Origin of the sequence: Methylobacterium segetis, assembly GCF_004348265.1 — a bacterium.
GTDB lineage: Bacteria > Pseudomonadota > Alphaproteobacteria > Rhizobiales > Beijerinckiaceae > Methylobacterium > Methylobacterium segetis.
The window spans coordinates 1-13,627 of the sequence record NZ_SMNT01000129.1; the positions used below are offsets into that span (position 1 = coordinate 1).

General features: G+C 70.1%; 7 protein-coding genes, 1 tRNA gene and 1 pseudogene. 4 read left to right on the plus strand and 5 right to left on the minus strand.

Going from position 1 to position 13,627, the window contains the following annotated elements; translation table 11 throughout:
* Nucleotides 1–310, minus strand: a pseudogene (locus tag E1J50_RS23445) (DUF1254 domain-containing protein); the annotation flags it as partial.
* A 352-nt stretch (nt 311–662) separates the two neighbouring features.
* On the opposite strand from E1J50_RS23445, the gene E1J50_RS23450 reads away from it, so the two are divergent.
* Nucleotides 663–872 carry a dodecin family protein gene (locus E1J50_RS23450; RefSeq protein WP_132256208.1) on the plus strand — a complete coding sequence of 70 codons (210 nt, stop codon included), beginning with the start codon at nt 663–665 and terminating at the stop codon, nt 870–872.
* Between the two features lie 184 nt (nt 873–1,056).
* Entirely contained in the window at nt 1,057–2,139 is a 1,083-nt protein-coding gene (locus E1J50_RS23455) for a DUF4214 domain-containing protein (protein WP_132256210.1), read from the plus strand.
* 248 nt (nt 2,140–2,387) lie between these two features.
* On the opposite strand, the gene E1J50_RS23460 is transcribed toward E1J50_RS23455, so the two are convergent.
* Nucleotides 2,388–5,585: a hybrid sensor histidine kinase/response regulator gene (locus tag E1J50_RS23460; protein WP_132256212.1), complete on the minus strand. Its 3,198-nt coding sequence runs from the start codon at nt 5,583–5,585 to the stop codon at nt 2,388–2,390.
* A gap of 1,445 nt (nt 5,586–7,030) precedes the next feature.
* On the opposite strand from E1J50_RS23460, the gene E1J50_RS23465 reads away from it, so the two are divergent.
* Nucleotides 7,031–10,228, plus strand: coding sequence for a peroxidase family protein (locus E1J50_RS23465; RefSeq protein ID WP_132256214.1), 3,198 nt, complete (start codon nt 7,031–7,033; stop codon nt 10,226–10,228).
* 388 nt (nt 10,229–10,616) lie between these two features.
* Here the strand turns inward: E1J50_RS23465 and E1J50_RS23470 are convergent, their stop codons facing one another.
* Both E1J50_RS23470 and E1J50_RS23475 read right to left on the minus strand, forming a co-directional pair.
* Nucleotides 10,617–11,171, minus strand: coding sequence for a hypothetical protein (locus tag E1J50_RS23470; protein WP_132256216.1), 555 nt, complete (start codon nt 11,169–11,171; stop codon nt 10,617–10,619).
* A 650-nt stretch (nt 11,172–11,821) separates the two neighbouring features.
* Nucleotides 11,822–11,897 (minus strand) — tRNA-Glu (locus E1J50_RS23475).
* A gap of 167 nt (nt 11,898–12,064) precedes the next feature.
* On the opposite strand from E1J50_RS23475, the gene rlmB reads away from it, so the two are divergent.
* On the plus strand, nt 12,065–12,901 hold the full coding sequence (gene rlmB, locus E1J50_RS23480; RefSeq protein WP_132256218.1) for a 23S rRNA (guanosine(2251)-2'-O)-methyltransferase RlmB: 837 nt from the start codon (nt 12,065–12,067) through the stop codon (nt 12,899–12,901).
* Nucleotides 12,902–12,907: 6 nt separating this feature from the next.
* Here the strand turns inward: rlmB and E1J50_RS23485 are convergent.
* The coding region (locus E1J50_RS23485; protein ID WP_132256219.1) for a CHAD domain-containing protein at nt 12,908–13,627 on the minus strand (720 nt) is incomplete at its 5' end.

Consider the following 13,627-nt stretch of genomic DNA (forward strand, 5'->3'; position numbering starts at 1 on the left):
TGGGGGCGGTGACGGCCCTGAAGGCCGGATCCGGGTAGGCGCGCGCATTGGCGAACTGGCCCATCGGGGCGCCCCGCGTGCCCTCGGGCGCGGCCACGTTGGTGAGGACGCGGCGGGTCATCTCCATGGTGATGAGCGGGTAGCCGTAGACGTAGGCGTCGATCGCCAGTTCCAGCGGGTCCGCCGCGGCATGGTTGCCGATGACCGGCGCGTCCTGGACCATGCTCTGAGCCCGGGCGGAGGGCAGGCCCGAGCCGACGAGGGGCAGCGTGGCGGCGCCCGCGGCGAAGGTCCGTCTGGTGACATCCATGGCCGTCTCCTGAGAATCCCGCACCGGCCGGCCGGAAGGCCCTCCCCCGTGACGCGCGCCGGGACCCGCGCCCGTCGCCGGCCCGGGTCCCGACCGGACCCGCATCGCCGGCCGTCGGAGCGACGCGAACAGGGTCTGCGAGCCGTGGGGGGCACGGAACGCGGCAGCATACCGGGTCCGGACCGGGCAGCTTGACCGAATGGGACCGCGGCCCGGCGGATCGGCAGGAATCCCGACCCCTCCCTCGCCGCCGGTGTCCGGAGGCCCTGTCCCTGCGCGCAACTGCACAGAGGGTTGCCGTCTCCGGGTGCCGGGCAGAGCATCGCGCGCCTGACCCGCAAGGGAGGCGGTCATGTCGGTGGTGAAATTTCTCGAACTGTCGGCGCAATCCCCGCAGGGCTACGAGGACGCGATCAGGCAGGCGGTCGAGCGCGCATCCAGCACGCTCCGCGGCATCCAATCCGTCTGGGTCAAGGAATTCGAGGCCGTCGTGGAGAACGACACGGTGACCCAGTTCCGGGTGAACGTGAAGATCGCGTTCCGGCTCGAGGGCGGGGGCTGAAACGGCGCCCGCACGGCGAAGCATCGGATCTATCCGGATACTCCGTAAGGTGTAGGCGCGCTGCGCGCCGCTACCACCTATGAGGCATGTCCGGCCTGGGCGAACTCCGGAAAAACGTAATCTATATTATTTTTTATCGATCTTCACCTATGCCTAATCTCTCCACCGAAAGGTGGAGGAAGACATGGCTTACGATCCCAGCCTCTTTCTGCAAAGCTTTGTCCAGTCGGCGACGCAGGAAGAACAGGAGCGCCTCCTGCTCCTGGCACCCTACACGCTCGCTCCCGACGGATCGGGTCCCGTGGCGGACGAGCGGCCCGTGGTCCCGGCCGTCGCCAACGCGACCGACACGGTGATCGCGACCCTCAGCCCGTCCAACAATTCCGGTGTGAGCGGCCAAGCCATCGTTCAGATCGACGAGACGGCGGGCACGGTCACGCTCGATGTCGTCGCCAGCGGCCTGACGCCGAACGAGATCCACCCGCAGCACATCCACGGCTTCGACAACGACAGCCCGTCCCTCCTGCCCAACATCACGCTCGACATCGACCTCGACGGCTTCGTCGAGGATCCGGAGGGGGCGGACGTCGTCGGCCCCGTCATCCTGAGCGGCACGGCATCGGGCAACGTGACGAACCAGGAACTCTCCGACGACTTCCCCGTGGCGGATGCCGCCGGCAACCTGCGCTTCCATCAGGAGTACCGGTTCGATCTGTCCGACCCGACCGAGGCCGCGATCTTCCAGAACCTTCAGGATCGGATCGCCGGGCGCGAGTTCCAGATCCACGGGCTGACGGTGCAAGAGGGCCAGGGAGCCTGCACCGATTACGAGGTCGACGGGACCGGCGGCTACATCCCGGTCCTGCCCGTCGCCAACGGCATCTTCCTGCCGGTCGTGGACACCGTCACGGCGGAGGTCGCGCGTCTGTATGTCGGCGTGCTCGACCGCGCGCCGGATACGGGCGGCCTGGAATACTGGTCGAGCAGCCTCGGCAACGGAGCGTCCCTGACGAGCGTGGCGGCCGCCTTCCTGGGCTCGGCAGAGTACGGCGCGCTCCACCCGACGCCGCTCACGGACACGCAATTCGTGGAGAATCTCTACGCGGATGCGCTCGGGCGAGCGCCGGATGCCGGCGGTCAGCAATATTGGGTCGGCGTGCTCGGCAGCGGAACCCCGCGCGCCGACGTCGCGGTCGGCATTGCCGAGAGCCCCGAGGCGCAGCAATCCTTCCCCATCGGCGTCGAGCAGGGATGGCAGATCGTCTAGGGCAGGTCCGCTGATCCTGAGGATCTTCGAGACGGCCCCCGCCCAGCGCGCTGCGGGAGCGTCCGGCGCGCTCACCGTCAGCCCGGCACGGCGGGAAGCGCGCGACGCGTCGGGAGACCGCGGGAGAGCTTCGCGACCGGTGAGGCTGCCGGGGGCGGACGCGCCGCCGGCCGCCCTGCGACCGGGACGGACGGCGGGCCGCCGTCACGCCGCGCCCGGCGGATGCGAGCCCGCACCGGCTCGTCCCGTCACCGCTCGATCATCTCGCGGATGCGGGTGGCGAGCGCCTCGACGGGGAAGGGCTTCGTGATCATCTCCATGCCGGGGCTGAGATGCCCGCTGCCGAACATCGCGTTCTCGGCATAGCCCGTGATGAAGAGCACCTTGAGCTCCGGACGGCTCTCGCGGGCCTGGTCGGCGAGCTGGCGCCCGTTCAGCCCCGGCAGGCCGACATCGGTGACGAGCAGGTCGATCCGCTCGCGCGATTGCAGCAGCTTGAGCCCCGAGGGCCCGTCCTGGGCCTCCAGCGCCCGGTAGCCGAGGTCGGCGAGCACTTCGACGATGAGGTCGCGCACGACGGGCTCGTCCTCGACGACCAGGACCGTCTCCCCCTCCTCCGCCCGATGCGCCTCCGTCAGGCCGGCGGCCCCGGCATCCTCGGAGGCGAGCGCGCCCCGGTGGCGCGGCAGGTAGAGCTTCACCGTCGTGCCCTGGCCGACCTCCGAGTGAATCCTGGCATGGCCGTCGGATTGCCGCGCGAAGCCGTAGATCATCGACAGGCCGAGGCCCGTCCCCTGGCCGATGGGCTTCGTGGTGAAGAACGGGTCGAAGGCCCGCGCCATCACGTCCGGCGCCATGCCGGTCCCCGTATCCGTCACGCAGATGCAGATATACGCGCCCGGCTCGACGCCGGGATGCAGCTTGGCGTAGGCCGCGTCGAGATGCGTGTTGCAGGTCTCGATCGTGAGCTTGCCGCCGTCCGGCATGGCGTCCCGCGCGTTGATGGCGAGGTTCAGGATCGCGCTTTCCAGCTGGTGCGGGTCGCACAGGGTCGGCCAGAGCGCGCCCGAGGTGACGATCTCCAGGCTGATGGCCTCGCCGATGGTCCGGCGCAGCAGATCCTCCAGCGAGGTGACGAGCGTGTTGGCGTTGACGGGCTTCGGGTCGAGCGGCTGGCGCCGGGCGAAGGCCAGGAGCCGGTGGGTCAGGGCCGCCGCGCGGTTGGCCGAGGACATGGCCGCCTTGGCGTATTTCTCGAGGACGTCGAAGCGACCCTGGGCGATGCGGGTCTGCATCAGGTCGAGCGAGCCGACGATGCCCGTGAGCAGGTTGTTGAAGTCGTGGGCGATGCCGCCCGTGAGCTGGCCCACGGCCTCCATCTTCTGCGCCTGGCGCAGGGCCTCCTCGGTCTCGGCGAGGGTTTGCGCCGCCTCCTTCTCCACCGTGACGTCGCGCCCGACGGCGTGGATGCGGTCCTCGTCCGGCACGGCCGTCCAGGAGAGCCAGCGATAGGCGCCGTCCTTGCGGCGGTAGCGGTTCTCGAAGCGCAGGGTGGTCAAGCCGTCCGCCAGCCTCCCGACCTCGGCCCGGGTGGCGGCGACGTCGTCCGGGTGGACGAGATCCAGGAAGCCGCTTCCGATCAGTTCCTGCTCGCTCCAGCTCAGCAGCGTCGTCCAGGCCGGGTTCACCGCCTCGATCGTGGCGTCGTAGCGTGCGACCAGCATGACGTCGGTCGAGAGCCGCCACATCCGGTCCCGGTCGGCCGTGCGCTCCGCCACCAGCCGCTCGAGCTCCTCGCGCGAGCGAGCGAGCACCTCGCGGGCCTCGACGATGTCCTGGATGTCGGTGCAGGTGCCGAACCAGCGCGTGATCCGGCCCGCCTCGTCGCGCATCGGCAGGGCGCGGCCCAGCGTCCAGCGATACTGCCCCGATTGGTGACGCAGGCGGTACTCGATCCGGTAGGGCGAGCCCGTCGCGAGGGAGTCCTTCCAGAGCGACCAGGTGCGCTCCCGGTCGTCGGGGTGGACGATCTCCTCCCAATCCCCGCCGTCGGTGGCGCCTGCCCGGACGCCCGTGAAGTCGTACCAGCGTTGGTTGTAATAGTCGTGATGCCCGTCCGGCCGCGTCGACCAGACCATCTGGTCGATGGAATTGGCGATGGTCTGGAACTTGGCGTCGCTCTCGCGCAGCCGGTCCTCGACCTGCTTGCGGGCGGTGTCGTCGAACTGGATGCCGTCCCAGACGAGAGAGCCGTCCTGCAGCCGCCGCGGCGCCGAGATGATGCGGCTCCAGCGCACCTCGCCGTCCGCACGCCGGAACGGCGCCTCGAAGTCGAAGGGTGCGAGATCGCGGAGGGCGAGGTGCTCGGCTGCGGCCAGGCTCTCGCGGTACTCGGGCAGGATCAGGTCGTAGGCCGCGGCCGGGTCGGCGAGCACCGCCTCGGCGGCGACGCCGGTCATGCGCTCGAAGCCCTGCGAGACGTAGAGGAAGCGGCGGCGGGAGCCGTCGCGGTCCATGGCGATCTGGTAGACCATGCCGCCGGGCAGGTTGTCGGCCAGCGCGCGCAGGCGCGCCTCGGCCTCGCGCAGGGCGTCCTCGCGCTCCCGCCGCTCGGTCACGTCGCGGTAGAACAGGGCCAAGCCTTCCGGGTGCGGGTAGGCCCGCACCTCCAGCCAGGCGGCGTGCCCGTCGGGCCAGACGTAGCGGTGCTCCAGGGTGAGCGGGACCCGATCGCGCAGGGCGCGCCGGTACATCCGGCCGATGGGCAGGTGTTCCGTGCCGGGATAGACCTCCCAGTGCAGGCGGCCCAGGACCTCGGCCGCCGGCCTGTCCTCCAGCCGCAGCCCCTGCGCGTTCATCTGCAGGATGCGGAAGTCGCGGTCGAGGAGCATGAAGCCCTCGCCCATGCCCTCCAGCACGCCCGAGGCCCGCGCCTCGCTCGCGCGCAGCGCCTCCTCGGCCGTCACCTTGGCGGTCGTCTCGGTGCAGGCGCAGAACATGCCGCCGACGGCGCCCGTATCGTCGCGCACCGGCGAGTAGGAGAAGGTGAAGTAGGTCTGCTCGTCATAGCCGTGCCGGTTCATGACGAGCGGGAGGTTCTCGGCCCAGGTCGCCTCCCCGCGCATGGCCGTGTCGATCAGCGGCGCGATGTCGGCCCAGATCTCGGACCAGACCTCGCGGAAGGGCCGGCCGAGCGCGCGAGGGTGCTTGTCGCCGAGGATCTCCGCGTAGGCATCGTTGTAGAGGAAGCCGAGCTCGGCGCCCCAGGCCACGAACATCGGGACTTTGGAGCCGAGCATCAGGCTCACGGCCGAGCGCAGGCAGGCCGGCCAGGTCTCGGGGCACCCGAGCGGCGATGCCGACCAATCGTGGGCGCGAATGCGCGCGCTCATCCGCCCGGCGCCCGCCAGGAAGGTGAGGGTCGGGGGCGGCACACTCTCGTACATGCGTGAAGGGGGAGCCTGGCAGGAGAGGGTTTGGCTCGGAAGGCCATAACCGTAAGTTGCAGTCGATCAGGCCCATGATCCGCTGTGATGGCGAGTTTACGGCCGAAATGCTCGGGGATGTGTCTTTCCGGCCGCGTGGGTCAGGCGGAGCTTGCCGGCCGATGCCCCGGTCGCGGCGCGCGATGGCGGGCCGGCCGGAAGCGGGCAGGGGGCGACGCCTCCCTGCGAACCATCCTCGGCGCCCGCGGCGCCAGCGCTCTCGGGCACACTCGGCGATGCCCGATCCGAGCGAATGCCCCGTCGCGGCGGCTCGCTTCGGGGATGAGAGCCGCGCTGCTCTCAGTAACCCAGGATCAGCATCGTGCAGGCGGCCAGAAAAACGGACGTGAAGATCGCCCCGAGGGCGACGTCCGTGATCCAGACGGTGCGGCTGTACTCGAGATCCTCTGTCATGATGACCTCCTCGTCCGGAACGCGGCGCCACGGTACGGGCGCCGTGTTGCCCGTTTGTGTCGTCGGGGCGCGCCCGCCCGCGCCCCCGTGGCCGGCCGGCCGTCTCCAAGGCAGCCGTCGACGCCGCGCGGGAGGGGCCCTCTCGGCGCCACGAGAGGCGATGGCAGGGACGGCCGAGCGACCCCCGGGCGCCGTGGCCTCGCCCCCAGCAATCATCGGGGGGAGGCCGAGGCTCGCGGCGCGGATGTCGAGGACGCCTGTCCCGATGCCGGTATCGTGCCGTGCACGCCGCCGGTTTCAGCTTGCCGGCTCGGGCCTTCCATTTCGCGGAAGCCGAAGCCGCCTCGATCCCTTGCGCCGACTCCTGTCGCCATCGCGCGTGACATTGGCCGTTCTCAGTGCTTCCCCGCGCGCCCGCCGCCGGGCGCCGGGCATGCACTGGGGCCGCCCTGCCCTGAACAATCCACGCGGTTCGGCGTCGTCTCGCGTATCAAACACGTCTCGCGCCACGCTTGCGTAAATCGGCACTGCATATCTTGTAAGATTTGAAGATGATACTGCAATTCGCGCGTATTTATAACGCATGAATGCAAATTAACTCAGTTTAAGAACCGAAAAAGTCTGGACTGATTTAACATATGCAGGCGCAGTGGCTGCGCTGACATCTCTATGTCTGGGCCGCCGATGATCGGCTCGATTCAGACAGGTTCGTTTCATCGATCCGACCGGTCCGGGAAGGAGGCGGATACGGGAGGGATTCTCGCGACGTCGGCGCATGTCGAGAGCGCCGACCGTGATCTCCGCCTGCGGCGTGCAGGTGCCCTCCCCTGCGCCTGACCTCCCCGGCCCGCTCCGTGGTGCCGTGCTGCCGTCTCAACCTGTGACCCCCCGCTTGGCGGGCGCGCTGCGGCCGATGCCGCGGCTCGCGTCTCCGCCGAGGATGGTCGGCGTCCGTGCACCGTCATCGTTGGGATCGTGAAGGAGGCGACAGGATGACATTCCGTTCCAGCCCCGTCCCGAGCAACCGGCCTCCGGCCAGCCACGCGCCGCATATCGAGCTGCGCGCCGAGGACCTCGCCCTGCTCCTCGCGCAGGCGAACGATCCGGTCCTGCACCGCAACGTCAGCGGGGCCGAGAACAACCTGACTCCGGGCCGCGCGGTCTGGGGCACCGCCAGCCAGCCCTTCCTGAGGCTGGCGCCCGCCCAGTATGAGCAGACGGAGACGCAGGCCAGCCCGAATGCGGTCCGCGTCACGTCCGCGGACGGGACCTCACCCCTCCCGAACCCGCGCCTCGTGAGCGACCTGATCGGCCAGCAAGCCCTCGATGCCGACGGCAACGCGATCGATCTCCCGAACAGCTTCGGCGGCAACCTGCTCCTGATGTCGTTCGGGCAATTCTTCGATCACGGCCTCGATTTCTACGCCCGCGGCGGCGGCCCCGACCGCGTTCCCATCGGCGACATGAACGAGCAACTGGCGGCAGCCCAGATCCGCCTCGATGCCCTGCGGGAGGACGAGGGGCTTCCTGCCATCCGGATCGACACGAGCGACAACCTCCTCGAGCAGCTCGGCGGCTCGCCGCCCCCGGGATTCGAGTTCTTGACCGGCAGCCGCGCGGGCCGCTTCGACGGGACGGGCGGGGCCGTCGCCGTCGATGCCGAGGGCACTCCGGTGATGAACACGATCGGCGGCACCGCGCATCTCAACAAGATCTCGCCCTTCGTCGACCAGAGCCAGACCTACGGGTCCGAGGCGCGCATGACGGACCTGCTGCGCGAGAGTGCCCGCACCGCCGCCGGCGACCTCATCCCGGATGGGCATGGCGGCTGGGTGAAGACCCACCGTCTTCTCGACGGCAGCACGGATATGGGCCCGGACGGGGTCGCGCGCGGCAATCTTCCCAGCTACGCGGATGTTCTCGTCAACAACGGCGTTCCCCGAGAGGTCCTCGACCGGCTGGTCACCGATGTCGCGGCCGGGACGCTGACGGACGGTGCGGCCTGGGCGAGGCTGACCGCCTTGCCGGGCTATGTCGATTTCCGGGACATCGGCGACGCCAAGCACACGATCATGCTCGGCGACAAGAACGATGCCCTCGCCTCCCCCTTCGGTCCGGACGGCGTCACCGCGAATCCGACCTTCAGCCTGGAGAGCCTGCTCTCCTACCACATCGCCGGCGACCATCGGGCCGACGAGAACGTCGCCATCACGGCGGTCCATACGGTCTGGCACCGCGAGCACAATTTCGAGGCCGAGCGGATCCGGGCGCTTCACCCGGATTGGAGCGCCGATCAGGTGTTCCAGGCCGCCAAGATCGTCACGACGGCCGAATATCAGCGCACCGTCTTCACCGAATTCGCCGAAGGATTGTCCGGCGGCCTGCCGGGCCCCTCGCACGGGTTCGGCGGCTACAACCCGAACGTCAATCCCGGCATCACGGAAGAGTTCGCGGGCGCCATGTATCGCGTCGGCCACTCCATGATCAACGAGACCCTCCCGTTCACGGACGGCAGCGGCCGGACGCAGGACGTGCCCCTGTTCTCGGCCTTCCTGAATCCGGCCATGTTCGATGGGGAGGACCCGCTCACCGGCGGCGTCGGCGGCGCGGCCGCCATCATCGGCGGCGAGGTGCAGGTCGCGCATCAGCGGATCGACGAGCAGATCGTCGAGGTGATCCGCAGCAAGCTTCTCGGTCTGCCGCTCGACCTCTACGCCGCCAATATCGAGCGCGGCCGTGAAGCCGGGCTGCCGACCCTCGATGCCTTCCGGCGCTCCGTTAGCGAGGCCGGCAGCCTCATCGAGCAGGCTCATCAGGCGTCGAACTACACGGCGACGCAACCCGAGAAGGTGCCGAGCCTCAAGCCCTACGAGACCTGGTCGGAGTTCGGGGCCCACCTGCGCGGCACGCCGGAGGAGCAGGCCGCCTTGCTGGCGCTCTTCAAGGCCGCCTATGGCGAGGAGGACGTCCACGTCCAGGATGTCGACCTGTTCGTCGGCGGCCTCGCGGAGAAGCCGTTCGGTGCGAGCCAGATGGGGTCGACGTTCACCTGGATCTTCCAGGAGCAGCTCGACCGCCTGCAGGAGGGCGACCGCTTCTACTACTTCAACCAGCTCAAGGATGCCCCGCTCCTCCTGGCCGACATCGGATCCCAGCACTTCTCCGACATCATCATGCGGAACACGGGGCTCGATCACCTGCACTTCGCCGCCTTCAAGGTCGCGGAGACGATCGAGCTCGGCGCGGAGGACCGGACCTACGAACACGACGGCCTCCCGGCCACGCCGGGCGCGGCCGTGGTGCTCGTCGGCAACGCGCACGACAACACGATCAGGGTCACGGCCGGTGACCACACGATCTACGGCGAGGACGGGGACGACATCCTGCAGGGCGGCCTCGGCCTCGATGCCCTGCATGGCGGCGGGGGCGACGACGTCCTCGAAGCCGGCTCGGGGGCCCTCGGGGCCTTCGCCTACGGCGAGGACGGCAACGACACGCTCATCGGCCATGCGGGCGACGACACTCTCATCGGCGGGGCGGGCAGCGATCGCCTGGAGGGCGGGGCGGGAAAGGACTTCCTGTCCGGCGGCCCCGGCGACGACACGCTCGTGCCCGGACCCGATCCCGACATGATCGATGGCGGAGAGGGCGACGACACCCTCCTGTTCACCGCCTCCTCGGAGGGCGTCACCGTCGATCTCGGGATCGCGCTGAGGCCCGTCGCGGGCCTCGGCGGCTACGCGCAGGGCGACGTCCTCCAGGGCATCGAGACCATCGTCGGTTCGAGCCTCGCCGATACCCTGATCGGAGATCGCGCGGGCAATCGCCTCGACGGGAACGGCGGCGATGACCGACTGGACGGCGGCATCGGCGACGACGTGCTGGACGGGGGCGACGGGGCGGACACCCTGCGCGGCGGCCCCGGCGACGACCGGCTCACGGGAGGCCTGGATCCGGACCTGTTCGTGTTCGCCGCGGATGCGGGCCACGACCGGATCACGGATTTCACGCCGGGACAGGACCGGCTCGACCTGCGGGAATGGGGGTTGTCGAACCCCGCGGACGTGCTGGCCGCAACGAGCGAGACGGCGTGCGGCGAGGTCGTCATCAGCGCGAACGGCGCCTCGGTCACGCTGGCCGGCATCGGCGAGGCCCAGCTTTACACGGCCTGCAGCCTCCTCGTCGCCTAGGCGAGGGCGTCGGGAGCGCGCCCCTCCGGCCCGCCCGCAACCCGACCGATGGGGGCGGCCGTGACGGCGGCCGGGCGTGATCTCACCCGGATCGCGGCGGGTGCTCGCGAGCCTCCTCCTCGACCAATCTGGTCGAGGGTGTGGGCGGTCGCGGGGGCCGAGGGCCTCGCCTTCTCGCAGGAGGGCAGGGCCGCCTGCGTGGCGCTCGGCCGGGGGCCCCCGCCGTGATCGCGATCTACGTTTCGGGTGGCCCGCGGAAGATCCCTGATCACCCTTGCGGGCACCGTTGATCTCGGCGGTGCGCAGGGCCTCGCTCGACCCCAGGCGAGGTGCCGGAACGGCTGCAGGACGATGGCCGAGCCGGACCGAACGGGTCCGCCATCGCAGATCACCGAAGTGGCAGGGGACGGAGGTGGAGACAATCGCCCCCCTCGTGCCTGGCAGCCGATTGCACCGAGACCAAGCTCCGTCCAGCGAGGTTGCCGACCGCATCCGCGATCTTCGCCTCCGGAATGTTGGTGAGCTGGCAGACGTGCGAGGAGCGCACCGTGACGCTCAGATCCCGGCCGCCGCCGAGGGCGCACAGGACGAGGTAGATTTTCAGCGCGTTGAGATCGTGGATCTGCGTGCACGACAGGTCGTGCAGCGTCTCGAAGCGCGTCCACGCCCCCTCCGCACGGTGGCGGAAGGGGATGAAAGCCTGCGGTTCGAGGCGGCTGCCGCGACCGAGAAAGTAGCGGATGCGGCGCCCCTGCCCCTCATGCGCCACCGCGACGAGGCCGTGCCCGCACAGGAACCGCTTGCCGGCGCTGATCAGGATCGTGGAGAGCCCCGACAGGCGATTGAGATCCGCGTAGGAGAGGAGCGTGCTCACGCGCTGCCCGGACGGCGTGCCGGCATCCGGCTCGTCGGCCATGAGGGCGACCGTCAGCAGGATCTTCAATGCGGCCGCCGACCGTCCGCGATACGCCACCTCATCCCGGAACAGGCGCAGCCCGCCGTCGAGGATCCACTGGCACGGCAGGCGAATCCAAGCGCGCGCCTCCGTGTCGACCGGCCCGACCAGCTCGGGAAGCAGGGATCCTCGGGTAGGAACCCAGGCGTGGTCCCGGAGCGAAACGGCGCGCGCGGGCGATAGTGTTTGAGCCAACGGCAGGAATCCGCTGGGCCCGGAAGCGGGCCGACAGGATCATGACTACCACTGACGTTACGGCGGCCTCAATATGCAGTTATCTTCCGCTTAGAAGGACGTCGCAGCGGATCCGGGGCTTGGCGGGACAGTTCGTCCAGGCTCGCACAGCGTCTCCGTGGCGGAGGCCCTGGCTCTCACCCTGACCCGCCAAACGGGTCCGGGCTGAGCGCGGGTTTTTCGGGCATCCTGAATCCTTTGAGCTGCCCTCACCCCAAGGTCTGGGCCACTCGGAGGGGCCTTGTCGCGGTCGCCCGAGGAGATTCACCCCCACCAATTTTTGCGCCGGAACAGCCCGAGGCGGGTCTCGAAGCCGCAGCCATGGGGGCTCAAGTCGGGGGCTCATTCGCAGGGCCCCTGCCGTCAGCAACTGCAAAATCTGGTTTATTTACGCCGCCAGTGGATGGCGCGCCCTACGGGAATCGAACCCGTGTTTTCGCCGTGAAAGGGCGACGTCCTGGACCGCTAGACGAAGGGCGCTTGCGTGAGCGAGGCGTTCTATAATCGGCTTGGCGTGCGAGGGCAACGGGCCTCGCGCGGCAGCGCCTGCGGCTTGACGGATCGGCGCGCGGTCGGTTTGTCGCGGATCACGCTCAGATGTGCGGCCGGCTCGGACAGGGCCGGGTCCGCGAGGGGACCGGTGCAGCATGACCATCCGACGCGATCGACCCGGCGGCTCCCGCCCCGCCCCGCAAGGCGCGGGCCGGGGCCGGCCCGGCGGCTTTCGCCCTGGCGAGCGACGCGGCGGGCCCGGCGGCCCCCGGGGCGGCCCGGACGATCCCGTCGTGCTCTACGGATGGCACCCCGTCCTGCAGGCGCTCGGCAATGCGGGGCGGCGGCTGCACCGATTGGTCGCCACCGAGAACGGCGCCGCGCGGCTCACGGAGGCTCTCGGCACCCTGCCGATCGTTCCCGAGATCGTGCGGCCATCCGCGATCAACGCCCTGCTCGGGCCCGACGCGGTCCACCAGGGGCTTTACCTCGAGGTGGATCCCCTCGCCGCCCCCGGTCTCGACGACCTGCCGGCGGACGCGCTGCTCCTCGCCCTCGACCAGATCACCGATCCACACAATGTCGGCGCCATCGTGCGGACCGCCGCCGCCTTCGGGGTGGCGGGGATCGTGACGACCCTGCGCCACTCGCCGAGCGCCACGGGCGTCCTGGCGAAGTCGGCCTCCGGCGGCCTCGAGCACGTGCCGCTCATCACGGTGCGCAACCTCGCGGAGGCCCTGATCGAACTCGGCGAGCGGGGTTTCACCCGGATCGGTCTCGATTCCGAGGCCGGCACCGATCTCGACGCGGTCGGCCCGCGGCGGCCGGCCATCGTCGTGCTCGGAGCGGAGGGCAAGGGCCTGCGGCAGCGCACGCGCGATTGTTGCGACATCCTCGCTCGCATCGCCTTCACGGGCGAGATCCGCAGCCTCAACGTCTCGAACGCCGCCGCGATCACCCTCTACGCCCTGAGCCGGCCGAGCCAGGGCTGAGGCCTCTCAGCGCCAGAACGGCTTCGCGTCGGAGAGGTCGTCGTGCGCCTCCTCCGCGGCGGCCAGAAGCTGCTTCGTGCGCGCCTCGTTGTCGGCGGCGGTCAGGCCCGCGGCGAACAGGGCCGGCCCGCTCGCGGCCACGCCGGGCGGTCCGTCGGCGAGGCTCGCCATGACGGAATGCGCGGTCGCGAGGTCGTTCAGGGCGCCGAGATGATCCTGCAGGTCGGACAGGGCCGCCGAGAAGGTCTTGTGGCGCTTGCGCGCCTTCTTGTCCGGAAACAGCGAGGCGAAGAAGTCGGCGCCGTAGCGCAGCTTCTTGCCGGCGATGCGCACCTGGTGGCGCGCTTCCGGGTCGAGCTTGGCGAGATGGCGCCCGCGCTTGCACACCCGCTTGCGAAAGCGCTCCAGCACCGTGGCGGCAAAGTCCCTGGCGGGTTCGTCGCGGGCGGGATCGGCGCCCTCCCCGAGCCAGGGGCCGGTCTGGAGCCAGCTGAGCAGATCGAGGAGGAGCCGCCGCCACTCGGGCGAGGCGAGGATCTCCGACACCGTCCCGTGCGCCCGGTCGCGCTCGGCCCCGAGCCGCGCCGCGAGCTCCTCCAGCCCCGGCTCGTCCGGGCGGCGCGCCATCTCCTCGGGCAGCGTCGTCTCCAGGAAGACGTCGAGGTTGCGGGCCCGGCCGAAAGGCTCGGTCGCCTGCTTGATCTCCGCCCCGAGGCCCGCGGCGCG